A 25,010-nucleotide genomic window follows, 5' to 3' on the forward strand; every position below is an offset into this window, starting at 1 on the left:
CGGTCGCGCCAGTCGCCACGAGGCGGTCACTTCAGGGTGAGGAACCGCAGCGCCAGCGAGGCGGCCAGCACCGCCAGCAGCGGCAGCGAGAACCAGAAGCTGCCCTGAAGCCACCGCAGTCGCCGCACGCTCGGCGGCAGCGCCACCCGCACGACCTCACGGGCGGTCAGCAGCACGGTCAGCGCCAGCGCCGCGAGGGCGCCCACCACCGACCACGGCGTCCAGGTCACCTGCGGCCCGATCGGCCCCGGACGCGGTGCGGGAACCGCGCCCGCGGGCTGCTCGCGCAGTCGGTACAGGACCGCGTCCCCGTCGCCGAAGACCTTCCGCAGCTCCCGCCGGCCGTCGAGGCCGCGCACGAGCCGCGCCTGGTAGGAGGCCGGATAGCCCGCGTCCATCCGCAGATACGTCGACTGGCTCTCGCCCGCCATCAGATACGAGTTCGGGCCCGCGTCCCTCAACGCCTTGACCAGGCCGGCCACCAGCGCCGGGTCGGCCGGCGCCAGGGTGGGCACGTAGTCGACGCGCTCCATGTCCCGTGCGCCCCACGGCATGGCCGGGGTGACGTCGTTCACCGGGTCGTCGCTCAGCCACAGCAGCCGCACGGTCGGCCGGTCGTGGGCGTACACGTAGTCCATGGCCGCGACCTCGCCCGTGCGGGTCCGCTCGAACGGCTCGTTGCCCCACCGGGCCACCAGGAAGCCGCCCGTCAGCACCAGCCCCGCGAGCAGCGCCGCCGCCGGGGCCAGGGCTCTGCCGCGGCCCGTCCGGGCCGGGCCGCCGCGCGTGCCGCCCTCCGCGGGGCCGTCCTCCGCGGGGCGGTCCTCGCCGCCTCCCGCCGCGCTGTCCGGGCGCGGGAAGAACGCGAGGGCGGCGAGCAGGGCGGCGCCGGGCAGGGCGAACATGAAGACGCGCAGCGCCATTTCGCCGCCGTAGGACTGCATGCCGAAGCCGAGGAACGGGACGAGGGCGAGCACCGGCAGGGACCGCTCGCGGTAGCCGCGCCGGCGCCGCCGCAGCCAGCCCCAGCCGCCCAGGGCCAGCACCGAGCCCGCCATCGCCACCCGGGTGTAGAGCACCAGCCGGTGCGTGGGGTCGCCGCCGTCCTGGATGCGGCCCGACACGGACGTCGTGACGTTGCCGCCGACCCCGCCGACCCCGCCGAACAGCTCGTCGAAGTGCCCGGACCAGTACGGCTCGGCCATGAAGCCCAGCCAGAACACGACGAGCACCGCGCACAGCACGGGCAGGCCGCGCAGTTCGCAGCGGCCGGTCAGGACGAGCACGGCCAGCACGCCCAGCATCATGAACGGCGTGAGCTGATGCGCCGGGACGCTGGCGGCGAACAGGCCGATCACCACCGCCAGCAGCACGGCCCGCTGCCGTCGGCCTGCCGGTTCGACCTCCGCCTCCCCGGGGCGGCCCGCGCCCCACAGCATGCGCGGCGCCCGGAACCAGACCAGCAGGACGGCGACGAAGACCAGGTAGAGCAGGTAGGTGAAGCCCTGCGGGGAGAAGTAGTCCTGGCCCACCCAGCCGCCGAGCACGAAGAACCACACGCCGGTCCACCGGGCCCGCCAGCCCGCCCGTAGCGAGCGGGTCAGCAGGAACATCGGGGGCAGATACAGCAGTTGGACGGTCAGCGGCCACCAGCGGATGACCTCGGTGAAGTCGGTCGCCCCGCAGGCGCGGGCGGCGAACGCCGCCACGGCGAAGAAGCCGGGCCAGCTCCAGCGCGCGTCCAGGTCGGGCACGGCCGAACCGGTCCGGTCGACGTAGTCGATGAACCCGAGGTGCTGCCAAGCCGTCGCGAACCGCGGCTCGTTCTCGATCACCGCGGGCAGGGCGTGCAGGGAGACGACGGTCGCCAGCAGGGTGACCAGCAGCAGCGTCCGGTGCTCGCGGCGCCGCCCCAGCAGCGCGGCGAACACCGCGACCAGCAGCGCCGCGCCGGCCAGGGTCGGCAGCGGCAGCACCGAGACCAGGCCGAGGCCGCCCATCCGGTCCAGGCGGCCGTCGTCGAGCCGCAGCGCGGGCAGCCAGTACAGCAGCAGCGCGCCGACCAGCAGCCCGCCCAGCACAGCCCCGTGCCGGGTCGGGCCCCGGCGCTTGCGCGGGGGTGCGTCCGGCGCCCCGTCCTCGCCGCCCCGCGCGAGCGAGGTGCGCCCGGCCGCGACGGCGGCCTTCCCGGCCTCCGGCCGCGCCGCCGCCTCACCGCGCGGAACCGCGCGCCCGGCCGCGACCGCGGGGTTCTCCGTTTCCGGCCACGCCGTCTTCTCACCGTGCGGGAGCGCGGACCCGACCGCGGACTTTCCGGTCTCCGGCCACCTCGTCTCCTCGCCGTGCGAGAGCGCGGTCCCGGCGCCGGCCGTGGGTTTCTCCGCCTCCGGCCGCGCCGCCGCCTCCTCCGTCGGCGCGGGCACTCCCGATGCGGCCAGCAGGGACGCTCCCGTCGCGGCGCCGGTGTCCGGCTGCCGTGCCCCGGGCAGCGGCCCCACGGCGGCGCCTCCCGGTGGGGCGCCGGGACCGGGGCGTACGTCGGGGCGGCGTTCCGCGTGGTCGAAGTCGACGTGCACGCCCAGCGGCAGCGTGGCGGAGTCCAGCGCCCACGTGGGCCGCCTGCGGGCCCCGGAGGGACCCGAGGACGCAGAGGACGCCGAGGCCGCGGACGACGCCGAGGACCGCGAGGACGGCGGGAATCCCGACGCTCTCGAAGACCCGCCCGCCGTCAGGCCGGCGAGGTCCGCGAGGTCTCCGTCGGGGGCCACGTCGTCCGGGACGCCTGCGGCGGGCGCGGCCCTGATCGTCCGGTACAGCCGGGGCGCGGCGACGGCGACGATCACGGCGAGGCTGGAGATCTCCGCGACCCCCGCCCCGGTCAGCCCCATCCGGGGCAGCAGCAGCAGCGTCAGGCCGAGCACCAGCGCGCACAGCAGCCCCTGGAGCCAGGCCAGCCCGGCGGTGCGGCTCTGCGCGCGCAGCACCGCGAAGTAGGTCTCCATCACCACCCGCAGCAGCGCGCCGACCGCGAACCAGCGCAGCAGCCCGGTGGCCGCGTGCGCGTAGCCCGCGCCGAAGACGTGCAGGATGCGCGGCGCGAGCAGGAACAGCAGCCCGCAGACCGGCACCATGATCCGGGCCATCCGGCCCAGCGCGGCCCGGGTGTCGGAGGCCAGCCGCGCCGGGTCGTGCGCGCCTTCGACGGTGAGCGAGGCGCCCATGTTGATGGCGAGCAGGTTGACCGTCCCGCCGATGGTGGTGGTGACGTAGAAGTAGGCGTTGTCCGCCGAGCTGACCTGCGAGGCGATGATCACCGGGACCAGGTAGACCACGGCGAGCGAGAACAGCGAGCCGGTGTAGTCCCCGGCCAGGAAGCGCCCCAGCTCCTTCGCCGACGGCGGCCTGGCCTGCCCCTCGGTCTCCCGCATGTGCCGGGGCGCCAGGCGGCGGAACACCAGCCAGCCCAGCGGCAGGATCGAGAAGCCGATCGCCAGCACCCAGGAGACGAAGACGCCGGCGACGGGCGCCGCCGCGGCCAGCCCCACCAGCAGGGCCAGCTTCACCGCCGAGAACACCGTGTTGCCGACCGGCACCCAGGGCGCGCTGCGCAGCCCGGTCAGCACCCCGTCCTGGAGGGTGAGCAGGTTCCAGGCCATCACGGCGGCCAGGAAGCCCAGTCCGTGGCCCAGGCCGTGCAGGAAGCCGTACGACGGCCCCCAGGTGCGCAGGGTGAGCAGGAAGACCGCCGCGGCGCACGCCACGACCAGTGAACTGCCCGCGTACGTCCGGGCGATCAGCCGTCTGGTGGCCGCTCCGGCGACCGGGATGAAACGGGCCAGGGCGCCGGTCAGCGTGACCGCGGTCAGTCCGGCGAGGAACTTCATCGCGGCGATGGCGGCGGAGCCTTGGCCGACGGCGGAGGCGGTGTAGTAGCGGGCGGCGATCAGCCAGAAGCCGAGGCCCAGCACCGCGGAGATCCCGGTGTTGAGCATCAGCGCGTAGGCGTTGCGGAAGAGCTGGCTGCCGCCGGGGGAGCGGTCCCGCCGGGGGAGGCGCAGCCGGCGCCCCGGCCGCGCGGGCGCCTCGGGTGCGTCGGTCGTCGCCTCGGTGGCGGTGGTCGTGTCAGACACGGGCAAGGATGGCCTTTCGGCGGACCTGTCGGGCTCTGCGGACCAGGGCGTAGCCGCGGGTGAGGGCTCGGTCCCGGGCGAAGTCCCGGGCGAGCGAGCGGCCCTGGACCATCCGCCGGAACTGCTCGGCGGTGGTGGAGCGGCGCACGGTGAGCCGCCGCAGCGCGTACGGTCCCTGGTCGCGGCGGGCGAGGGCGTTGCCGACGGCGAGCGCCTGCGCGAAGCCCGCCGCCCGCACCCGGGCCCGGACACGGCTGCTGGAGTAGCCGTACGGGTAGGCGAACGAGGCGGGCGCGCAGCCCAGTTCGTCGGCGGCGATCTCCTGGCAGCGGATCAGCTCCGCCCACAGCCGCTCGTCGTCGAGCTGGTCGAGCTGCGGATGGGTGTGGCTGTGCCCGCCGATCTCGACTCCGGCGGAGGCCAGTTCGCGCACCTGGTCCCAGTCGAGCATGGAGTCCAGACCGCCTCCGGTGTCGTAGGGCCCGCGGATCCAGCCGGTGGAGACGAACAGCGTGGCCGGGAAGCCGTGTGCGGCCAGCACCGGCAGGGCGTGCCGGTGGACGCCCTCGTAGCCGTCGTCGAAGGTGATCAGGACCGGGTCGGGGGGCAGCGGGCGAAAGCCCTCCGTGCGCCAGTGGGCGGCGAGTTCTGCGGTGGTGACCGGGCGCAGGCCCAGGTCCGCGAGGATCGCCATCTGCTCGGCGAACGCCTCGGGCGACACGGACAGCGCGTGTACGGCCCGGTTCGGCGCCCAGGCCACGGCGTGATACATGAGCACCGGCACGGACGCGTTCACGCGCTGACCTCCTGATCCGTCGCCTCGTCGCGCACCGCGCCCGCCTCCCGCTCGGGAGCCGCGGCCGCGAGCGGCGCCACGTGGAAGCGGGCGCCGCCCCGGCGGGCCCGGAGGCTGCCGACGGCGTAGCCGCCCGCCGCGGTGAGCACCCCGGCGACGATCGCCCCGGCCCGGCCCGCGCCGCCCGGCCGGCCCAGCAGCGCGTCGCGCAGCCCGCGCGCCACCCCGGCGGGCAGCACCCGGGTGGCGTAGCGGCGTTCGGACTCCAGGCCCTTGGCCGCGCCGACGCTGCGCGCCACCAGCGCCTTGGACAGGCCCTCGGCGTAGGCCCGGACGCGGAAGTAGCCGAAGCGCTCGCGGGCCCTGGGCACCCGGTGATGGATCACCGCGCGGTCGTCGATCAGCAGGACCGCGTCCGGCCGTGCCCGGGTGAGCCGGATGCACAGCTCCGTCTCCTCGCAGCCCAGCGGGCGCCTGTCGCCGTCCCGGCCGATGCCGGTGGCGAAGCCGCCCGCCGCGTCGAACGCCGTGCGCCGGAAGGAGGCGTTGCCGCCCAGCACGTTGCGCACCCGGACCCGGCCGGGCGGCAGGCCGCGGTAGGTGCAGCCCACCACCCAGTCGAACTCCTCGGGGAACCAGGCGGGTCGACGCCCGGACGCCCAGACGGGGACCGTCCGCCCGCCCACCGCCAGCACCCGCGGGTCGGCGTACGCCTCGGCGAAGCGGCGCAGCCAGTCCCGCTCGGCGACCGCGTCGTCGTCGAGGAAGGCGACGACCTCGCCCCGGGAGGCGGCGATCCCGGTGTTGCGGCCGGCCGACAGGCCGCGCGGGCCCGCGTTGGCCAGCACCCGTACGTCGCCGGCCCCCCGGTACTCGCCGGCGAGCCGCTCCAGCAGCGCCGGGTTGTGGTCGACGACCAGCAGGGTCTCCAGTGCGGGCCGTGCCTGCGCCCGCACCGAGGAGACCGCCGCGCGCACGTCCTCCCAGCGGTCCTCGGTGTAGGCGCAGATCACGACCGAGACGCCGGGACCGGTCAAGACAGCTCTCCCGGGTACGAGCCGAGCAGCCGGGCGTCCCGTGCCCGGCGCCGCGTCCGCCGGGTGGAGCGCTCGTCGAGGATCACCCTCAGCACGCGCAGCCCGTCTCGCACGGCCCGCAGGTTGCTGGTTCCGTGGATGCGCAGGTACTCGTGGCTGGGGATCTCCTGCACCCTGAGCCCGGCCTTGACCACTCTGATGTTCATCAGCGTCTCGACCTCGAAGCCGGTGCAGTCCAGCTCGATCTTGTCCAGGCAGTGCCGCCAGAACGCGTTGTAGCCGTAGCACAGGTCGGTGTAGCGGGCCCCGAACTTGCGGTTGACGACCGCGCACAGCACCCGGTTGCCGAGTCTGCGGACGAACGTCATGTCGTCGGTGCCGCCGCCGTTGGCGAAGCGGGAGCCCTTGGCGAAGTCCGCGCCGGAGACCAGGGCGGAGACGTAGCTGACGATCTCACCGCCGTCGGCCGAGCCGTCCGCGTCGACCATCACGATGATCTCGCCGGTGCACGCCTCGAATCCGGCGATCAGCGCGTCGCCCTTGCCCCTGCCCCGCTGCGGCACGACCCGCACGTCCGGCCGCAGCCCGCGGGCCACCTCGACGGTGGCGTCGGTGGAGTTGCCGTCCACGAGGACGACCTCGTGGATCCAGTCCGGAAGCGTCTTGAAGACGTACGGAAGGTTCTCCGCCTCGTTCATGGCCGGGATCACCACGCTCACCGGCGGCGCGATGGCCAGGTGCGAGGAGATCGGCCGGTACTGGGCGTCTACCGACGGGTCAGGGCCCGAGGACGGCGGATGAAGCGCGGAGCTCATGAGATGTGTCCCTCTCGTCCGGCGGGACCGCCACCCCCGGCGGCCCGGCTCTGTATCCGGTTCGAAAGGGGGGTTCTCACCCGGGGCGCGGAGCACGAGCGGTCTCCGAGCATGCCGGGTGAGCTGGCGAAGCTGGCCGGACTGCCGGAACGAGGCAGCCGGTCGCGGCACGGCCCGGTCGCCTGAGCGGCCACCGGGCACGGCACCCCCCTACCGCGTCCCGCGCCGGAACGTCCCGGTTCAATGCCCTCCCCCTGAACCACGTGCGGACGGACCGATGCGGGTGAGATGTACGACGGTATTGATGATTGAACCACTATGGCAAGGCGGGCATCGGTTCCTCGCGTTTTCGTCGGTTGTGCGGTAAAGGGGACTTGATCCGGTAATTCACCGTGTCGAACGTATTTTTCCCATTCGTCTGAGCACGCCGTCCGCCGGTCCGAACAGTTCCGGCCGGGACAGCACCGCATTGCGCAGGGCCCGGACCGGGGCACGGTGCGCCCGATGGCCGTACGCGACCGGGTGACGCCGGGTCACCCATCCCTCCGACACGCTCAGCTCGCGCGTCTTGAAGGAGTCCTTGTAGTCCTTCTGGCCCCGGCCGAGGTCCAGGTACGCGATGCCGTCGGCGGCGGCCGCCTCGGCCATCCGCAGATGCAGCACCAGGCCGGGGGAGTACTTCGCGAACTCCGGGTCGTACGCCGGGAACCAGCACGCCAGCACCCGCTCGGTGCGCAGCCCGAAGTGCGCGGCGACCGGCCGCCCGTCCGCGTACAGCACCGACAGGACGCCCGCGAACGGCTCGGACCGGGTGTGGAACAGCCGGGTGACCAGCCGGGTGATCCACGCGTGCGCGAAGCGGTCGCTGCGTCCGGTGCGCCGGTACTGCGCGGACTTCCAGGCGATCAGCGTCCTGAGCGCGGCCGGGTCGCGCTCGTCGTGCACGTACGTCACGGGGCCCGCGTCGCGGCCCAGCCGGCGCTCCTTGGCCAGCGTGGTCCGGGTGAACTTCGGCGAGCGCTCGCGCAGTTCGCGCAGGAAGACGGTGTAGCCCCGGTCGAGGTCCATGACCGGGGACGGGAACGCGCCGGACGCCTGCGCCTGGAACGGCTCCTGGCCCGCGGCCAGGTGGTCGAACTCCCATACGGCGAGCCCGCAGGCGCGCAGCAGCCGGCGGGCGTCCCAGGTGAAGCCGGGGCGGTGCACCAGCCCCTGGCAGTCGGAGACGCCGAGCCCGACGGCCCGCCCGACGCCCGCGGCCGTGCGCTGGAACGGGAAGAACGCGGCCGGTTCGCCGTCCTCGCGCACCACCGCGATCCGCACTCCGCGGCGGCACCGGCCCACCGCGAGCGCGAACTCGGGGGACAGGAAGGGGTTCGCCAGTTCCTCGGCGCCGTGCAGATGGGCCTTGGACTGCATCGCCGTCCAGGCCGCCCGGTCGGCGGCGCTCAGCTCGCCCGGCCGGTACACGCTGATGTCCACGTCAGGTGCCCTGTCTTCCCGCCTCGCGGGCGCGCGGCCGCCGCGCGTGAACGAGCGTCAGACCCAGGCCCAGGCAGCTCAGCGCGGTCACGGCGGCGATCCCGCCGGGCACGGACCACCGGTGCACGGCCAGCATGCCCTGGGCGACCAGCATGTCGAGCACGACGGCGCCCGCCAGCGAGACGAGGACGCGGGCGAAGGGGTCCAGGCCGCGCAGGCCGCTCGCGACGGCCGCGGCCGGGGCCGCGAGCAGGAAGAACAGCGTGAGGGGGCCGCGCAGCGGCGAGCCCGAGTCAGTGAGCGCGAGCACGGCGCCGACCGCCGCGACGGCCGTCGCGGCGCCTGCGGACAGCGGCGCCAGGTCCCTCCCCGGCCCTGGCCGCGCCCGCGCGGCGCCGTCCGTCCCCGCGGTCTTGCTGCGTGCAGTCTGCATGGGCGACTTGCCCCCCGAAGCGCCGGATGCCGGGCTTCAATGTCGCGCAGCCGCCCGGCGGGCGTCAAGACGGCGAATTCACCCGTACGGGTTCTCGTTTGTCCTTGGATGTCCTCGGGCCCACCGCAGAAACTGAAGTGACGGTCCGTCGGAACGTCATCGAATACGTGCTGATCTAGTTGAAGACCAAAAGATTTCTTGGCATGGACACTTCCGGTCAACACGCGTAGCTGATACCACAGTCGCAGCAGAGACGCAGCTAAGAGAGGGTTCCATGAGACGTTCCCGAATGACCGCATACATCGGTTCTCTTCTGCTGGCCGTCGGACTCGCCCTCACCGGGGCGTCCTCCGCGCAGGCGTCCTCGTCCTCCGGCGGCTACGTGGCCCTCGGAGACTCCTACTCCTCCGGCGTCGGCGCGGGCAGCTACATCAGCTCCAGCGGCGACTGCAAACGCAGCACGAACGCCTACCCCTACCTGTGGAACGCCTCCCACTCGCCGTCCTCGTTCGCCTTCAACGCCTGCTCGGGCGCCACGACGGACGACGTGCTGGCCAACCAGCTCGGCTCCCTCAACTCCTCCACGACGCTCGTCTCGATCACCATCGGCGGCAACGACGCGGGATTCTCCGACGTCATGACCACCTGTGTGCTCCAGTCGGACAGCGCCTGCCTGTCCCGCATCGACACCGCTCGCGCCTACGTCGGCTCCACGCTGCCGGGCAAGCTCGACAACCTCTACTCGACGATCCACGGCAAGGCGCCCTCCGCGCACGTCGTCGTGCTCGGCTACCCCCGCTTCTACCTGCTCGGGCAGACCTGCCTCGGCCTGTCGGATACCAAGCGCTCCGCCATCAACGGCGCGTCCGACTACATGGACTCCACCATCGCCAAGATCGCCGCCAACCACGGCTTCACCTTCGGGGATGTCCGCACCACCTTCAGCGGACACGAGATCTGCTCCAGCGACTCCTGGCTGCACAGCGTCAACTGGACCAACATCGGCGAGTCCTACCACCCCACGGCCGCCGGTCACTCGGGCGGCTACCTGCCGGTGTTCGTCAACGCCGCCTGACCCACCAGCAGAGGCCGCGCACGGCCGCGGCAGCAGCGGAGGCCCCGCCCGGCGGCGGGGCCTCCACCGCGTCCGGCGTCGGGCTACCGGCGCGTCCGGCGTTCGGCGCTCGGTGACTGGCGGCGGGCGACCGGGCTTCCGCAGGGCACGCCCCGCCCCCGCCGCGCCGCGCCACAAGACATTCCCGCCGCCCGGCCCGCGCTTTCGGGGCGCGTATCCGTATTCCGTCCCGGGGGCGCGCGCCGTGCACGCCCCGCGCGACGGCGCGGAACGCTCCGGGCGGCACGCGGCACGCGGCACGGCGGCCGAGAGGGGGGCGAGTGGAGGCGGACGACCTGCTGGTGCGCGTGGCGGACGGCGATCACACCGCGTTCGAGCAGTTGTACGGCCTGGTCTCGGGGCCCCTGTTCGCACTGGTGCGGCGCGTGGTCCGCGATCCCGCGCAGGCGGAGGAGGTGACGCAGGAGGTGCTGCTCGAACTGTGGCGCTGCGCCGCGCGGTTCGACCCCGGCCGGGGCAGCGCCCTGGCCTGGATCCTCACCGTGGCCCACCGCCGCGCGGTCGACCGGGTGCGCAGCGTCCGCGCCGCGGGCGAACGCGAGCGGCGGGAGGCGGCGCGCTCGGCGCCGCTCGCCTTCGACCAGGTCACCGAGGAAGTAGAGGCCGCCCTGGAACGGGAGTCGGTGCGTCGCTGCCTGCACCGCCTGACCGCGTTGCAGCGCCAGTCCGTCACCCTGGCCTACTACGACGGCTACACCTACCGCGAGGTGGCCGAGCGGCTCTCCCTCCCGCTGGGCACGGTCAAGACCCGGATGCGCGACGGACTCACCCGGCTGCGCGCGTGCCTGGGAGGCGCCGCATGAGGCGCGCCGGGCGCCTCACGCGCCGCGGCGACCCGCACTCCCTGGCCGCTCCCTACGCCCTCGACGCCCTGGACGGCGCCGAACTCGCCGGGTTCGAGAGGCATCTGGGCGGCTGCGCGCGCTGCACGACCGAGGTGCGGGCGCTGCGCGAGGACGCCGTACGGCTGGCCTGGTCCGCCGCCGAGCCGCCGCCCGGCCTGCGCGACCGGGTGCTGGCCGCCGTGCGCGACACCCCGCAGGAGCACGCGCCCGCCGCCCGGCGGGCCGCCGCCGACCGCGCGCCCCGGCCGGCCGCCCACGCCCACGCCCGCGGCGGCGAGCCGCCGTCGGCGCGCGGCCGCGCCGCCCGCCCGCGCGCGTCGTTCCTCCCGCTCGACCGGTTCGCCTGGCTGGTCCCGTTCGCCACGGCGACCGCCGCCGCGGCCCTCGTCGTCGCCGCGCTCTTCGCCGTCCAGGCCGAGCGGACCCGGGACCGGCTCGACGCCCTGCGGGACCGGGTGCGTGAGATCGCCCACGTTCTCGCCGCCCCCGACGCCCGGACGGCCGGCGGGCGCGACGGGCGCGGGCGCGGCATCGCGGTGGTCGCCTCCGCCGCCCAGGGCCGGGCCGTCGTCACCCTGAGCGGATACCCGGCGCCGCCGCGCGGGCGGGTGCGCCAGCTCTGGCTGCTGCGCCCCGGCGCGGCGCCCCGGTCCCTGGGCCTGCTGGACGGTGACACGCCCTTGCTCGCCGCCGGTCTCGGCCCGTCGGCGTCGTCACTCGCCGTCACTGTGGAGCCGAACGGGGGATCGACGCGTCCCACCGGCCAGCCGATTGTCCAACTCGCCCTGAAAGCGGCTGGATTCAGAGAGTGATCGTCAACACCCTTACGGGGAAGGTGAATCCTGTGACCGTGATACCCGAGAGCCCGGGTGGGGCGATAGGGTTAGTCTGCCCGCGCCGGGTGGAATCGTACGGGTGGGGAGTGACATGGAGCAGATAACGATGCGCAGCAGGGCCAGGGTTCCTGCGATCACCTGCGGGAGCAGCGCGACCAGCTCGCGCCTCGACCGCCATCTGTCGGTGCTGGGCGGTCCCGCCGTCCCGCAGCGGGAGACGGCCGAGGCGACGTCGCTGATGCGCGAGCTGACCGCGCGTGCCCCGCACGACCGCACCGGACGAGGCGCGCGCGTGCGCCGCGTGTCGCTGTTCGCGCCGCTGCGCCGGCTGCGCCGCTCGCTGTTCGGCGGCCACTAGGCGGACCGCGTTCCCGGAAGGCTTCGCCGCCTCCCCGGAGCGCGTCCGCCGGGGCCCGCGCTCAGGCCACCACGCCGTCCCGGCGCAGCGCCGCGATCTCGTCGTCCGTCATCCCCATGGCTCGCAGCAGCGCCCCGGTGTGCTGCCCGAGCGCGGGGACGTCTCCCATCCGCGCCCCGGCCCCGCCCGGCAGAGTGATCGGCGGCAGCAGCGCCTTCAACGGCCCCACCGGGGTGCCCACCTCGCGCCACCGCTCCCGGGCCGCGAGCTGCGGATGCGCGGCCAGCTCGTGCACGTCCCGCAGCCGCGCGCAGGCGATGCCCGCCTCCTCCAGCCGGATCAGCGCCTCGTCGGCGTCCAGCGCGCCCAGCGCCTTCGCCACCAGCGCGTCGGTGCGCTCCCGGTGCTCCACCCGCGCCGCGTTCGTCGCGAACGCCGGGTCCGTGCCCAACGCGGGCTGGTCCAGCACCTGTTCGGCCAGCCTCCGCCACTCCCGGTCGTTCTGCACGGACAGCAGCACCCGTCCGCCGTCCGCCGTGCGGTAGGCGTCGTAGGGGGCGATGACGGCGTGCGCGAGGCCGGTGCGCGCCGGCGCCGTCCCGCCGTGCAGGGCGTGGTGCAGCGGATGCCCCATCCACTCGGCCAGCGCCTCCAGCATCGACACCTCCACCGGCCCGCCGCGCCCGGTCGCGCCGCGCCGCACGAGGGCGGCCAGCACACCGGAGAAGGCGTACATGGCCGCCGCGATGTCCGCCGCCGGGATCCCCGCCTTCACCGGCTGCTCCGGCGTCCCCGACACCGACACCAGCCCCGCCTCGCACTGCACGAGCATGTCGTAGGCCCGCTTGTCCGCGTACGGGCCGCCGGCGCCGTAGCCCGAGACGTCGACGGCGATCAGCCTCGGGTGCGCGGCGCACAGCGCGGCCGCGTCGAGGCCGAGGCGGGCCGCGGCCCCCTGCGCGAGGTTCTGCACGAACACGTCGGCGTCCGCCGCCAGCCGCCGCACCACGGCCAGCCCGCGCGGGTCCTTCAGGTCCACCGCGATCGACTCCTTGCCCCGGTTGCACCACACGAAGTGCGAGGCGAGCCCGGCGGCGGCGGTGTCGTAGGCGCGCGCGAAGTCGCCGCCGTCGATCCGCTCGACCTTGATCACCCGGGCGCCGAGATCGGCGAGCTGGCGAGTGGCGAAGGGGGCCGACACGGCCTGCTCGACGGCGACGACGGTGATGCCCTCCAGGGGCGGCGGGAGATGCTCCATGGGACGGATCATGACCCGCGGGCGTCCCGCTTGTCAGCAGCAGGACCGCCTGCGCCCCGATCCCGCCGGGCCCTAGAGCAGCGCGAACTGGCCCTCCGGGCCCTCCTCCGGGTGGTCCAGGACCGAGGCGGGCCGGCGGGCCGCGGCCGCGACCGGGAGGACGCCCGCCGCGCGCAGGTCCGCGGCGGTGACCTGCGGGCCGGCCGGCGGCTCAGGCCGGCGCCCGGCCGGTTCGGCCAGCAGGGCGAGGACCGTGATCAGTTCCAGCAGCTCCGAGGTCCACGCCTGCGGCCAGGCCGCCGGGCGGATCGCCGCCAGCGTGCCCGGCGGCGCCTCGGCGGTGCGCGCCGCGAACCACTGCTCCAGGACCCGGCCCGCCCCGGCCGTGAACTCCCAGGCCGCCGCGGGCACCGGCGAGATCCGGCCCTCGTCGAGGTGCAGGGTCTCCTCGTCGTGGTCGTAGCGCAGGGTGAGCGGGCGGCCCGGCAGCGGGGCGCGGACGTAGGGGCGCCGGCCGCCCGGGAGCCTGGGGCGCTCGCCGTCGCGGAGCATCAGCCAGAGCGTCCGGCGGCCCGCCCGCACGCCCCGCGCCCACAGCGCGGCGTCCGCGGTGAGCGGGACGGCGGGACCGTGCGGGCCGGGACGGGCCGCCGCCAGCGTCCAGGCGAGCACGTCCACCGGTTCGGGGGCCTGCCCGAGGCGGGCGGCCAGGTGCTCCAGCAGCCCGGGGGCCAGGTTCGGCTCAGCGCCGCCCGGACGCCGGTACAGGGGGCGGATCCGCCCCGGACGCGTCAGCGGGAGCAGCGACGTCGCCAGCAGGGGCGGTTCCGCGCCGCCGGGGGCGGCGCCCGTCTCCACCGCGAAGACCTGCCGTTCGTCCGCCACCCGCCACAACTCCGGCCGGGCCGCGTCGATCAGCCGGTGGTCGGGGATCAGCCACTGCTCGTCGAAGGGCGCCGCCAGCACCCGCACCGGCTCCGGACACGGTCCCGCGGCGCGCACCAGCCGCTCGGTGCCGCCGGCGCCGCCCGGCAACTGCCCGACCGCCATGGACGGCGTGCGCGAGCGCGTCGGTTGGAACAGGGCCGCCCGGTCCGGGCCCTCGGCCGCGAGCAGGGCGTGCCAGCGGGCCTTCAGGCTGGCCGCGTCGGGCGCCGCCGGCCAGCCGCGGCCCAGTCGCGGCGGTGCGACGGACCACGGCATGAGGTCCGCGAGCAGCGGAGCGTCGTCGAGCGTCACGCCGGGCATCGTACGGCCTTCGCGCCCGCTCCCGGCCGGGGCGTCAGTTGGCATCGAGCGTGACGGAGAAGGAGAACCGGTCCCCGCGATAGTGGATGACCACCGCGTCCAGCGGCCGTCCCGCGGTGTCGTAGGTGACGCCCGTGTAGTGCAGGATCGGGCTGAGCAGCGGCACGTCGAGCAGGCGCGCGGTCTCCGGGTCGGCCAGCCGCGCCTCCACCGTGTCGGTGATCCGGCCGATGTCCGCGCCCACCACGTCCCGCAGCACCTTGGTCATCGGCCAGCGCGCCAGATCCTCCGGGCGCACCCGCCGGGCTATCTCGGGACGGACGTAGTTGCGGGCGTGGTTGGTCGGCTCGCCGGTCCTCTCGTCGCTCCGCAGCCGGTGGTACGTCGCCACCTCCTCCAAGTCCGGAAAGAAGTCCACGAGTTCAGCGGGGACGGCGGTCGTGCCGTGCTCCAGCAGCGCGGTCCTCATCCCCGACTGCTGGGCCACGATCGCGTCCACCGAGCCCAGCAGCCGCACCGGGGCGCCGCGCCGGGCGTCCGGCTCGATGAAGGTGCCGCGCCGCCGGTGGCGGGTGATCAGCCCCTCGTCCTCCAGCTCCTTCAGCGCCTGCCGCATGGTCAGCACGCTCACCCCGTAGTGCCCCGCCAACTGCTCCTCGGTGGGCAGCCGGAGCGGGTCCCGGGGCGAGCGGCCGAGGATCGAGGCGCGCAGCGACTGCGACACCTGGTACCACAGCGGCAGCTTGCGGTTCAGGACGATCGAGTCCGGGGCGAAGGAGGTCACGGGCTATCCGTACCGGTCGCCCCCGCTCAGCGCAACGGCCTGAAGTGACGCTCCAGGCCGCGCCAGACGTCGTCGTAGCTCTGCTGGAGGTGCTCCGCGCGGGTCGCCTGCGGGGTGAGCGTCACCGGCCAGCGCGTCTCGAACATGAACGCCAGCCCGTCGTCGACCTTGTGCGGCGCCAGCTCGGCCGCGCTCGCCCGGTCGAAGGTCTCCCGGTCCGGGCCGTGCGCCGACATCATGTTGTGCAGCGAGCCGCCGCCCGGCACGAAGCCCTCCGCCTTCGCGTCGTACGCGCCCGCGATCAGGCCCATGTACTCGCTCATCACGTTGCGGTGGAAGTACGGCGGCCGGAAGGTGTCCTCGCCCACCAGCCAGCGCGGCGCGAACACCACGAAGTCCACGCCCGCCAGGCCCGGGGTGTCCGAGGGCGACGTCAGCACCGTGAAGACGGACGGGTCCGGGTGGTCGTAGGAGATTGTCCCGATCACGTTGAACCGGCGCAGGTCGTAGACGTACGGCACATGGTTGCCGTGCCAGGCCACCACGTCGAGGGGGGAGTGGTCGTAGACGGCCGTCCAGAGGTTGCCGCAGAACTTGTTCACCGTCTCCACCGGGCCCTCGACGTCCTCGAAGGCGGCGACCGGCGCGCGGAAGTCCCGCGGGTTGGCGAGGCCGTTGGCGCCGATCGGGCCGAGGTCGGGCAGCCGGAAGGGGGCGCCGTAGTTCTCGCAGACGTAGCCGCGGGCGTCGGCGTCGAGCAGTTCCACCCGGAAGCGCACGCCGCGCGGGATCAGCGCCACATGGCCCGGCTCGGCGTGCAGCAGCCCGAACTCCGTGCGCAGCAGCAGCCCGCCGCGCTCCGGCACGATCAGCAGCTCCCCGTCGGCGTCGCTGAACACGCGCTCCATCGAGGAGTTGGCGTGGTAGAGGTGCACGGCCATGCCGCTGCGCTGGGCGGCGTCGCCGTTGCCGCCGAGGGTCCACAGGCCGTCCAGGAAGTCCGTCTCCGGCCCCGGTGCCGGCAGCGGGTTCCAGCGCAGCCGGTTCGGGTCGGGCACCGCCTGGTCGAACGGGGCCGTGCGCAGCGCGCCGTTGGCGACGCGGGTGAACGCGGGGTGCGCGGCCGAGGGCCGGATGCGGTACAGCCACGAGCGGCGGTTGTGCGCCCGCGGCTCGGTGAACGCCGTGCCGCTCACCTGCTCCGAGTACAGTCCCAGCGGGGCGCGCTGCGGGGAGTTGCGGCCCTCGGGCAGCGCGCCCGGAACCGCCTCCGAGGCGTGCTCGTTGCCGAAGCCGGAGAGATAGGCCAGTCCTTCGGCGGTCTTGCGTGCGTCCCCGCTCATCGTCGCTCCCTTGCGCACAGCCGGCGTCACACCTGACTCCTCACACCTGATTCCTATGCGTCACCGTAGGATTGCGGCGACCTCGGGCGCAAGGGAGCCGGGCCCGGTGATCGGGCCGTCGGGCCGGGCGGGCGCGACCTTCACCGGAAGGCGGCGGACCGGCATCATGAGATCCGTGCCCCACTCCACCCCGCTGCGCCGCGCGCCCGTGCAGCGGCGCAGCGCCGAACGGCTGGCCCGCATCCTGGACGCCTGCGCCGACCTGCTCGACGAACTCGGCTACGAGGCGCTGAGCACCCGCGCGGTCGCGCAGCGCGTCGGCGTGCCGATCGGCTCGGTCTACCGCTTCTTCGGCGACAAGCGGGCCATGGTCGAGGCGCTCGCCCAGCGCAACCTGGAGCGCTACGGCGAGCGCGTCGCACAGCGCCTGGCGGGGACCGGGGGCGGCGGCTGGCGCACCGCCATGGACGCCGTGCTCGACGAGTACCTCACGATGAAGCGGACCGCCCCCGGCTTCGCCTTCGTCGACTTCGGCAACCAGATCCCCCTCGGCGCCCGGCAGGCCGAGCCCAACCACCGTGTCGCCGACCGCCTCACCCACCTGCTCGCCGGCCACCTGGGCCGTGAACCGGACGACCGCCTGCGCCGCGTCTTCCTGGTGGCCGTCGAGGCCGCCGACGCCCTGGTCCAACTCGCCTTCCGCGCCGACCCCGGGGGCGACGAGAGGATCATCGAGGAGACCCGGGAGCTGCTGCACGCCTACTTGGCGCGCGTGCTGGACTAGGCCGGAGGCGTCCGCGCCTGCGCCCGCCGTGTCGCTCCCCCCCCGCCCGGCCCCGGCGGTCGGGGGCCGCTGCCGCCGGGGTGCGGCCCGGCGGTCCGCGGTTGCGCCGGACGGGGGAGTGCTGACGGCGCGTCGGGGAGAGGAGACGGCCCAGTGGCGGGGGATGTGGAAAAGAGTCAGAGGAGAGAGCGGTTTATGTGAAAATCATCTGACGTAGAGGAGCACATATGCCCACCCTGACACTCCCCGGCAGTACCGGCGCCCGATCGTGGGCCGCCGCGGCTCTCACGGCGTCGGCGGCGGTGACGGCGGTGGGCGCCACGTGGCTGGCCGCGCCGGCCGCCATGGCCCAGGGGGAAGCCGGCGACATCAAGATCCACCGGGTGGGCGTGTCCTACGGCGCCGCGCAGGACGACCCCATGGTCTGCCGCTTCTACCTGGACGCCACCGGCTTCGGCGCCCTGCGGACGATCGGCTACCGCGTCCAGGCCATGCCCTCGCCGCCCGCCGGCGCCGCCGTCAAGGGCGCCGTCCCGCTGGCCGCCGGCACCGGGCACACCGGCCAACTGAGCCTGGCCGACGGTCAGTACAAGCTGGTGCTGGCCGTCGCCGGGCCGCCCAGGGAGAAGATCTTCCGCGTCGACTGCCGTGACGCCGGGCGGCAGAACGGCGCTCAGGGTCCGAACGGCAAGGCACAGGGTCCGAACGGCAAGGCGCAGGACCCGGGCCGGGGCCAGGGCGGCGGTCCGGGCGCGCACCGCGCGCAGGGCGGCCCGTTGGGCGGCGTATACGCGGGCGGCGGCGGTCTCGCCGACGCGGCACAGGCATTCTCCGCGGTCGCCGGCGCCGGGGCCGTGGCGCTCGTCATGGTCAGCGCGGTCATGTATCTCCGGATGATCCGCCGGCGCTCCCATGGCGCCGCGTAGGCGCGGACGCAGGCCCCCGCGCCGGACCCGCGCCTACCGCCTCGCCAGGACGGCGGTGCTCGCCGCCGTCCTGGTCACGGTCGGGGTCCGGTGCGGGGGAGACCACGGGCCCGGCGGACCGGACCGCGCCGCCGCGCAGCCCGACCGGGCGGGCGGCGACGGCCCCCCGCCCGCGCCGCTGCCCCGCTCCCCGGCGGTCTCCCTGCGCATCCCCTCGCTCGGCGTCGACGCCCCCGTCACCGGGGTCGGCCTCGACGCGGACCGGCGACTGCGGACCCCGCCGGTCGACCAGCCGCGGCTCGTCGGCTGGTACGCCGCTGGGCCCACGCCGGGGGAGCCGGGCGCCGCCGTCGCCGTCGGGCACCGCGACACCAGGACGGGCGCCGCCGTCTTCGCCGCGCTCGCGCAACTCGCCCCGGGCCGCCACATCGAGGCGCGCCGCGCGGACGGCCGGACCGCCGTCTACACCGTGGACAGGGTGCGGGTCTTCGACAAGTCACGCTTCCCCGACCGGGAGGTCTACGGCCCCTCCCGCCGCCCCGAACTGCACGTCATCACCTGCGGCGGCCTCTACACCCGCCGCACCGGATACTCCGGCAACGTCGTGGTCTTCGCCCATCTGTCGGCGACGCGGTGAGCCGGGCGCGGCCCGGGGCGGCACGACCGGCCGTCCGGCCCCCGGACCCGGCCGTCTGGATCTCCGCCCCGGCGGGGGCCTCCCCGGCGTCGTCCGGCCCCCGCCCCGGCCGCGCCTCCCTGGCGCGCGAAAACTATCGGCGCTAGTTTGTGTGGCTGTCGGTAGTTGTGACGCGGACGACGCCGGCGGGACGGCGACCCGGCCGCGCGGTCGCGGAGCGCCCCGCCCCGGAGGAGCACCATGAAGGCACACGACGGCATGTACATCGACGGCGCCTGGCGCCCCGCCGCGGGACCGGACGTCATCGAGGTGGTGAACCCGGCCGACGAACAGGTCATCGCCACCGTCCCCGCGGGCGGCCCCGAGGACGTCGACGCGGCGGTGCGCGCCGCCCGCGCCGCCCTGCCGGGCTGGGCCGCCGCCCCGCCCGCCGAGCGCGCGGCTCGCCTGGCCGCCCTGCGCGACGCGCTGGCGGCCCGTGAGGACGAGATCGCCGAGACCGTCACGGCCGAGCTGGGCTCGCCGCCGCAGTTCGCCCAAGCCGTCCAGACGGCCATGCCGATCGCCGTCGCCGGCTCCTACGCCGAGCTGGCGGCGACGTACGCCTTCGAGGAGAAGGTCGGCAACTCGACCGTGTACCACGAGCCGGTGGGCGTGGTCGGCGCGATCACCCCGTGGAACTACCCGCTGCACCAGATCGTGGCCAAGGCCGCCCCGGCGCTCGCGGCCGGCTGCACCCTGGTCCTCAAGCCCGCCGAGAACACCCCGCTCACCGCCCGGCTGTTCGCCGAGGCGGTGCACGAGGCCGGGATCCCGGCCGGCGTCGTCAACGTGGTCACCGGCCTCGGCCCGGTCGCCGGGCAGGCCCTCGCCGAGCACCCGGACGTCGACCTGGTCTCCTTCACCGGCTCCACCGCCGTCGGGAAGCGGATCGGCGCCCTCGCGGGGGCCGCCGTCAAGAAGGTCGCCCTGGAACTGGGCGGCAAGTCCGCCAACGTCATCCTGCCCAGCGCCGACCTGGCCCGCGCGGTCCACGTCGGCGTCGCCAACGTCATGTCCAACTCCGGTCAGACGTGCAGCGCCTGGACCCGCATGCTGGTCCACCGCGACCAGTGCGCCGAGGCGGTCGAGCTGGCCGCGGCCGCCGCCGCCAAGTACGCCGACCGCATCGGCCCCGTCGTCAGCGCACACCAGCGCGAGCGCGTGCGCGGCTACATCGAGAAGGGCGTCGCCGAAGGCGCGCGCCTGGTCGCCGGCGGCCCCGAAGCCCCGCGCGAGCGCGGCTACTTCGTCAGCCCGACCGTCTTCGCCGACGTCACCCCCGACATGACCGTCGCCCAGGAGGAGATCTTCGGCCCGGTCCTGACGATCCTGAGCTACGACGACGAGGACGACGCCCTGCGCATCGCCAACGGCACCGTCTACGGCCTGGCCGGCGCCGTCTGGGCGGGCGACGAGGCCGAGGCGGTCGCCTTCGCCCGCCGCATGGACACCGGCCAAGTCGACGTCAACGGCGGCCGGTTCAACCCCCTCGCGCCCTTCGGCGGCTACAAGCAGTCCGGGGTCGGCCGGGAACTCGGCAGCCACGGACTGGCCGAATACCTCCAGACCAAGTCCCTCCAGTTCTAGAGGAGTCAGCGAGCCATGGCCGTACGAGCCGCCGTCCTGCCCGCCGTCGGCGCCCCCTTGGAGATCACCGGCATCGAGCTGCCCGAGCCCGGCCCCGGACAGGTGCGGGTCCGCCTCGCCGCCGCCGGGGTGTGCCACTCGGACCTGTCGCTGACCGACGGCACCCTGCGGGTGCCGGTCCCCGCCGTCCTCGGCCACGAGGGCGCGGGCACGGTCGTCGCCGTCGGCGAGGGCGTCGCCCACCTCGCGCCCGGCGCCCCCGTCGTCCTCAACTGGGCCCCGTCCTGCGGCGCCTGCCACGCCTGCTCGCTCGGCGAGGTCTGGCTCTGCGCCAACGCCCTCAACGGCGCCGCCGCCGTGCACGCCCGCACCGCCGACGGCGCCGACCTGCATCCCGGGCTCAACGTCGCCGCGTTCGCGGAGGAGACGGTGGTCGCCGCCTCCTGCGCGCTGCCCCTGCCGGACGGCGTCCCGCTCGCCGACGCCGCCCTCCTCGGCTGCGCCGTCCTCACCGGCTACGGCGCCGTCCACCACTCGGCCCGGGTGCGGCCCGGCGAGACGGTCGCCGTGTTCGGCGTCGGCGGGGTCGGTCTGGCCGCACTCCAGGCGGCCCGGATCGCGGGCGCCTCCCGCGTCGTCGCCGTAGACGTCTCCCCGGCGAAGGAGGAACTGGCCCGGACCGCGGGCGCCACCGACTACGTCCTCGCCTCCGCGGACACGCCCCGCGAGATCCGCGCCCTCACCGGCAAGCAGGGCGTGGACGCCGCCGTGGAGTGCGTGGGCCGCGCGGTCAGCATCCGCGCCGCCTGGGAGTCCACCCGGCGCGGCGGCCGCACCACGGTCGTCGGCATCGGCGGCAAGGACCAGCAGGTCGTCTTCAACGCCCTGGAGCTGTTCCACTGGGGCCGCACCCTCTCCGGCTGCGTCTACGGCAACTCGGATCCGGCCGCCGACCTGCCGGTGCTCGCCGCGCACGTCCGCGCCGGGCGCCTCGACCTCGGCGCGCTGGTCACCGAGCGGATCGCCCTGGACGGCATCCCGGCCGCCTTCGAGAACATGAAGGCCGGCAAGGGCGGCCGGGCCCTGGTCGTCTTCTGACCGACGGTTCGCGCGAAGAGGCCGGCTCAGGGCCGAGGCGAAGGCGCTGACTCGGGTCCGGACGCGGAGGCCGGTTCGGCCGCGGGGGTCGGTCCGGACGTGGACGCCGGTTGGGACGTGGCCGGTTCGGGCGACGGCGCCGGTTCGGCCGCAGACACGGGTTCTGGCGACGGGGCCGGTTCGGCGGCAGACACGGGTTCGGCCGCCGACACCGGTTCGGCGCCCGACACCGATTCGGTCGCAGACGCCGGTTCGGCCGTGGACGCCGGTTCGGGCGTAGACGCCCCCTCCGGCCGTTCGGGCCGCGACGCGACGGCCGCCGGGCTGTCGGCCGTCCGCCGCCGCGGGCGGGACCGGGACACCGCCACACCCGCCAGGCACAGCACCCCGCCGCCGAGCGTCAGCGGCCCAGGCGCCTCGCCGAGCGCCAGCCACGACATCAGCACCACCAGGGCGGGCACGGCGTAGGTCGTCGCGCCCATCCGGCTGGCGGTCGTCCGGGCCAGGGCGTACGCCCAGGTGGTGAACGCGAGAGCGGTCGGGAACACCCCGAGATAGACCATGTTGAGCGTGGCCGACAGCGGCGCGCGGGCGGCCTCGTGGACCAACTGACCGGCGAACGGCAGGCAGGCCGCCGCCCCGATCGCGCACCCGAACGTCGTCGCCTGAAGCGCGCTGGCCCGTGCCAGCGCGGGCTTCTGCGTGACCACCCCGGAGGCGTAGGCCGCCGCGGCGAGCAGGCACAGCGCCACGCCGAGCACCGAGGCGCCGCCCCCGCCGGACATCGACAGCCCCACGGCCACCGCGCCCGCGAACGACACCGCCATGCCCGCCAGCAGGCGCGGCGGCATCGGGTCCCCGAGCAGCCGCGCCCCGAGCAGGGCGATGAGCAGCGGGCCCGTGTTCACGACCAGGGCGGCGGTCCCGGCGTCCACCTGCTGCTCGCCCCAGTTGAGGACGACCATGTAGCAGCCGAACCACAGCACGCCGGACAGCGCGATCCCGCGCCATGCCTCGCGCGGCGGCCGCCCCTCGCGCCGTATGAGGCAGATCGCGCCCAGCGTCACCGCTCCGGCCAGCAGCCGGCCGAGCGCCAGCGCGCCGGGCGAGTACGCGGCGCCCGCGCTGCGGATGGAGACGAAGGCGGACGCCCACAGCACCACGGTGACCGTGGCCGCGCCGGCCGCCAGCCGGGAGGGAGAAAGGGTTGTCATGTCATCGGAGGCTAGAGGGACGGGGCGGGGCGGCGCTGGCGAATTTCCGACGGGGTCCCGGACGTCAGACGGAGTTCCGCACGTCAGACGGCGCCCCGGAAGAGCGAGCCCGGGAGGGCTCACCGAAACGTCCTCCGTCCTCCGCACCCCGCCCCGCACACTCGGCACCCCGCCCCGCACACCCCGCGCCCGCACGGACGTCCTCTAGGCGCCGGGCGCGCTCCGTACGTCCCGTTCGTACTGCTGGGCCAGCCCGTCCAGCAGTGCGGCCAGTCCGGTCTCGAAGGCCCGCTCGTCGATCTTCTCCTGCCGGTCGGCCAGCAGATGCGCCTGGCCGAGGTGCGGGTAGTCGGCCGGGTCGTAGGCGTCGGCGTCCCCCACGAAGCCCCCGGCGAAGGAGCCCAGCGCCGACCCCATGACGAAGAACCGGATCAGCGCGCCGATGGAGGTGGCCTGCGCCGGCGGCCAGCCCGCGTCGACCATCGCGCCGTAGACGGCGTCGGCCAGCCGCAGCGCGGCCGGGCGGCGGCCGGGGCCGCGGGCGAGGACGGGCACGATGTTCGGGTGGTCGCGCAGCGCGGTCCGGTAGGAGACCGCCCAGGCGTGCAGCGCGGCCCGCCAGTCGCGGCCGTCCTCGAACATCGACAGGTCGACTTGACCGCTCACCGAGTCCGCGACCGCCTCCAGGATCTCGTCCTTGGTGCGGAAGTGGTTGTAGAGCGAGGGCCCGCTCACCCCGAGTTCGGCGGCGAGGCGGCGGGTGGAGACGGCCGCCAGACCTTCGGCGTCCACCAGGTCGCGGGCCGTCGCGACGATCCGGCCGGTGCTCAGGAGGGGCTTGCGTGGTCGGGCCATGGCGCACATAGTAGGGCTGCGAGCTAAAACTAGCAGTGGTAATTTAAAGGTACGTGTTCCAAGAACCGTGTGCGTGGGGTGGTCGTGGTGAACCTGGAGCTGAGCGAGGAGCAGAACGCGGTCCGGCGGCTCGCGCGGGACTTCGTCGAGCGGGAGATCGCCCCGCACGCCACGGCCTGGGACCGGGCCGAGGAGGTGGACCGGGGCATCGTCGAGAAGCTCGGCGAGGTCGGCTTCCTCGGCCTCACCGTGGACGAGGAGTACGGCGGCTCCGGCGGCGACCACCTCGCCTACTGCCTGGTCACCGAGGAGCTTGGCCGCGGCGACTCCTCCGTGCGGGGCATCGTGTCCGTCTCGCTCGGACTGGTCGCCAAGTCGATCGCCGCCTGGGGGGACGAGGAGCAGAAGCGGCGCTGGCTGCCGGGCCTGACCTCCGGCGCGTACGTCGGCTGCTTCGGCCTGACCGAGCCCGGCACCGGCTCGGACGCGGGCAACCTCGCCACCCGCGCGGTGCGCGACGGCGACGACTACGTGATCAACGGCGCCAAGATGTTCATCACCAACGGCACCTGGGCCGACGTCGTCCTGCTCTTCGCCCGCTCCACCGACGCCCCCGGCCACCAGGGCGTCTCCGCCTTCCTGGTCCCCGCCGACGCCCCCGGCCTCACCCGCCGCACCATCCACGGCAAGCTCGGCCTGCGCGGCCAGGCCACCGCCGAACTGGTCCTACAGGACGTGCGGGTGCCGGCCTCCGCCCTGCTGGGCCCGGAGGGCAAGGGCTTCTCGGTCGCCATGTCGGCGCTGGCCAAGGGCCGCATGTCGGTGGCGGCCGGCTGCGTCGGCATAGCCCAGGCCGCGCTGGACGCCGCGGTGCGGCACGCGGGCGAGCGCGAGCAGTTCGGCAGGAGCATCGCCCACCACCAACTCGTCCAGGAGCTGATCAGCGACATCGCCGTCGACGTGGACGCCGCCCGCCTGCTCACTTGGCGGGTGGCCGACCTGATCGACCGCGGGCAGCCCTTCGCGGTGGAGTCTTCCAAGGCCAAGCTGTTCGCCTCGGAGGCCGCCGTGCGCGCCGCCAACAACGCCCTCCAGGTCTTCGGCGGCTACGGCTACATCGACGAGTACCCGGCGGGCAAGCTGCTGCGCGACGCCCGCGTGATGACCCTCTACGAGGGCACCAGCCAGATCCAGAAACTGGTCATCGGCCGCGCCTTGACGGGCGTCTCGGCCTTCTGACGGACGTCCGGGCCGCTGAGCGACCGGGGCTCGCGGCAGCCGAGCGCACGGCGGACCCGCGCCCGAACCGCGCCTCGCGCCGGAACCCCGCTCCGGGGCAGGCCGCGACGGCTGCGCGCACCGGCCGA

At 74.9% G+C, this 25,010-nt stretch carries 21 protein-coding genes and 1 pseudogene; 10 read left to right on the forward strand and 12 right to left on the reverse strand.

What is annotated here, in order from left to right:
- Nucleotides 1–26: 26 nt before the first annotated feature.
- The 6 genes from ABZ861_RS07995 to ABZ861_RS08020 all read right to left on the reverse strand — a co-directional run bounded on the left by ABZ861_RS07995 (nucleotide 27) and on the right by ABZ861_RS08020 (nucleotide 8,693).
- Nucleotides 27–4,130, reverse strand: a complete 4,104-nt coding sequence (locus tag ABZ861_RS07995; protein ID WP_361625514.1) for a lipopolysaccharide biosynthesis protein — start codon at nucleotides 4,128–4,130, stop codon at nucleotides 27–29.
- A complete protein-coding gene (locus tag ABZ861_RS08000; RefSeq protein ID WP_361626205.1) occupies nucleotides 4,123–4,902 on the reverse strand; it encodes a polysaccharide deacetylase family protein in 780 nt (259 codons plus the stop codon). The genes ABZ861_RS07995 and ABZ861_RS08000 overlap by 8 nt, the downstream gene beginning before the upstream one ends.
- A gap of 20 nt (nucleotides 4,903–4,922) precedes the next feature.
- Nucleotides 4,923–5,963: a glycosyltransferase family 2 protein gene (locus tag ABZ861_RS08005; RefSeq protein WP_361625517.1), complete on the reverse strand. Its 1,041-nt coding sequence runs from the start codon at nucleotides 5,961–5,963 to the stop codon at nucleotides 4,923–4,925.
- The gene (locus ABZ861_RS08010; protein ID WP_361625520.1) at nucleotides 5,960–6,778 is read right to left on the reverse strand and encodes a glycosyltransferase family 2 protein; all 819 of its coding nucleotides are present in this window, start codon (nucleotides 6,776–6,778) and stop codon (nucleotides 5,960–5,962) included. The genes ABZ861_RS08005 and ABZ861_RS08010 overlap by 4 nt, the downstream gene beginning before the upstream one ends.
- Before the next feature lie 387 nt (nucleotides 6,779–7,165).
- Nucleotides 7,166–8,260 carry a GNAT family N-acetyltransferase gene (locus tag ABZ861_RS08015; RefSeq protein ID WP_361625523.1) on the reverse strand — a complete coding sequence of 365 codons (1,095 nt, stop codon included), beginning with the start codon at nucleotides 8,258–8,260 and terminating at the stop codon, nucleotides 7,166–7,168.
- Nucleotide 8,261: 1 nt separating this feature from the next.
- Nucleotides 8,262–8,693, reverse strand: coding sequence for a hypothetical protein (locus tag ABZ861_RS08020; RefSeq protein ID WP_361625526.1), 432 nt, complete (start codon nucleotides 8,691–8,693; stop codon nucleotides 8,262–8,264).
- A gap of 274 nt (nucleotides 8,694–8,967) precedes the next feature.
- On the opposite strand from ABZ861_RS08020, the gene ABZ861_RS08025 reads away from it, so the two are divergent.
- From ABZ861_RS08025 to ABZ861_RS08040, 4 genes are all read left to right on the forward strand, one after another.
- Nucleotides 8,968–9,768: an SGNH/GDSL hydrolase family protein gene (locus ABZ861_RS08025; RefSeq protein ID WP_361625529.1), complete on the forward strand. Its 801-nt coding sequence runs from the start codon at nucleotides 8,968–8,970 to the stop codon at nucleotides 9,766–9,768.
- A gap of 320 nt (nucleotides 9,769–10,088) precedes the next feature.
- Nucleotides 10,089–10,631: an ECF RNA polymerase sigma factor SigK gene (sigK, locus tag ABZ861_RS08030; RefSeq protein ID WP_361625532.1), complete on the forward strand. Its 543-nt coding sequence runs from the start codon at nucleotides 10,089–10,091 to the stop codon at nucleotides 10,629–10,631.
- Nucleotides 10,628–11,485, forward strand: coding sequence for an anti-sigma factor (locus ABZ861_RS08035; protein ID WP_361625535.1), 858 nt, complete (start codon nucleotides 10,628–10,630; stop codon nucleotides 11,483–11,485). The genes sigK and ABZ861_RS08035 overlap by 4 nt, the downstream gene beginning before the upstream one ends.
- A 115-nt stretch (nucleotides 11,486–11,600) precedes the next feature.
- Nucleotides 11,601–11,867: a hypothetical protein gene (locus ABZ861_RS08040; RefSeq protein WP_361625538.1), complete on the forward strand. Its 267-nt coding sequence runs from the start codon at nucleotides 11,601–11,603 to the stop codon at nucleotides 11,865–11,867.
- A gap of 61 nt (nucleotides 11,868–11,928) precedes the next feature.
- Here ABZ861_RS08040 and ABZ861_RS08045 read toward each other — a convergent pair whose 3' ends face one another.
- The 4 genes from ABZ861_RS08045 to hmgA form a co-directional block, all read right to left on the reverse strand.
- A complete protein-coding gene (locus tag ABZ861_RS08045; protein ID WP_361625541.1) occupies nucleotides 11,929–13,125 on the reverse strand; it encodes a CaiB/BaiF CoA-transferase family protein in 1,197 nt (398 codons plus the stop codon).
- A 72-nt stretch (nucleotides 13,126–13,197) separates the two neighbouring features.
- Nucleotides 13,198–14,373 (reverse strand): type ISP restriction/modification enzyme, encoded by a 1,176-nt coding sequence (locus ABZ861_RS08050; protein WP_361625544.1) that lies wholly within the window; start codon nucleotides 14,371–14,373, stop codon nucleotides 13,198–13,200.
- A gap of 34 nt (nucleotides 14,374–14,407) precedes the next feature.
- Complete coding sequence (locus ABZ861_RS08055) at nucleotides 14,408–15,157, reverse strand: GntR family transcriptional regulator (RefSeq protein ID WP_361625547.1); 750 nt, start codon at nucleotides 15,155–15,157, stop codon at nucleotides 14,408–14,410.
- Nucleotides 15,158–15,183: 26 nt separating this feature from the next.
- Nucleotides 15,184–16,500, reverse strand: coding sequence for a homogentisate 1,2-dioxygenase (gene hmgA / locus ABZ861_RS08060; RefSeq protein WP_361625550.1), 1,317 nt, complete (start codon nucleotides 16,498–16,500; stop codon nucleotides 15,184–15,186).
- Nucleotides 16,501–16,666: 166 nt separating this feature from the next.
- On the opposite strand from hmgA, the gene ABZ861_RS08065 reads away from it, so the two are divergent.
- The 5 genes from ABZ861_RS08065 (at nucleotide 16,667) to ABZ861_RS08085 (ending at nucleotide 21,574) form a co-directional block, all read left to right on the forward strand.
- Nucleotides 16,667–17,284, forward strand: a complete 618-nt coding sequence (locus tag ABZ861_RS08065; protein ID WP_361625553.1) for a TetR/AcrR family transcriptional regulator — start codon at nucleotides 16,667–16,669, stop codon at nucleotides 17,282–17,284.
- Nucleotides 17,285–17,511: 227 nt separating this feature from the next.
- A complete protein-coding gene (locus ABZ861_RS08070) occupies nucleotides 17,512–18,210 on the forward strand; it encodes a hypothetical protein (protein ID WP_361625556.1) in 699 nt (232 codons plus the stop codon).
- The gene (locus ABZ861_RS08075; protein WP_361625559.1) at nucleotides 18,197–18,847 is read left to right on the forward strand and encodes a class F sortase; all 651 of its coding nucleotides are present in this window, start codon (nucleotides 18,197–18,199) and stop codon (nucleotides 18,845–18,847) included. The genes ABZ861_RS08070 and ABZ861_RS08075 overlap by 14 nt, the downstream gene beginning before the upstream one ends.
- Nucleotides 18,848–19,087: 240 nt before the next feature.
- A complete protein-coding gene (locus ABZ861_RS08080; RefSeq protein WP_361625562.1) occupies nucleotides 19,088–20,476 on the forward strand; it encodes an aldehyde dehydrogenase family protein in 1,389 nt (462 codons plus the stop codon).
- 15 nt (nucleotides 20,477–20,491) lie between these two features.
- Nucleotides 20,492–21,574, forward strand: a complete 1,083-nt coding sequence (locus ABZ861_RS08085; RefSeq protein ID WP_361625565.1) for a Zn-dependent alcohol dehydrogenase — start codon at nucleotides 20,492–20,494, stop codon at nucleotides 21,572–21,574.
- Between the two features lie 341 nt (nucleotides 21,575–21,915).
- Here ABZ861_RS08085 and ABZ861_RS08090 read toward each other — a convergent pair.
- Both ABZ861_RS08090 and ABZ861_RS08095 read right to left on the reverse strand, forming a co-directional pair.
- Nucleotides 21,916–22,788 (reverse strand): annotated as a pseudogene (locus ABZ861_RS08090) (DMT family transporter); the annotation flags it as partial.
- A gap of 204 nt (nucleotides 22,789–22,992) precedes the next feature.
- Complete coding sequence (locus ABZ861_RS08095) at nucleotides 22,993–23,643, reverse strand: TetR/AcrR family transcriptional regulator (protein ID WP_361625568.1); 651 nt, start codon at nucleotides 23,641–23,643, stop codon at nucleotides 22,993–22,995.
- 87 nt (nucleotides 23,644–23,730) lie between these two features.
- On the opposite strand from ABZ861_RS08095, the gene ABZ861_RS08100 reads away from it, so the two are divergent.
- Nucleotides 23,731–24,882 (forward strand): acyl-CoA dehydrogenase family protein, encoded by a 1,152-nt coding sequence (locus ABZ861_RS08100; protein WP_361626208.1) that lies wholly within the window; start codon nucleotides 23,731–23,733, stop codon nucleotides 24,880–24,882.
- Nucleotides 24,883–25,010 lie beyond the last annotated feature (128 nt).

It is taken from the genome of Streptomyces sp. NPDC046985 (genome assembly GCF_040644415.1).
Taxonomy (GTDB): Bacteria; Actinomycetota; Actinomycetes; order Streptomycetales; family Streptomycetaceae; genus Streptomyces.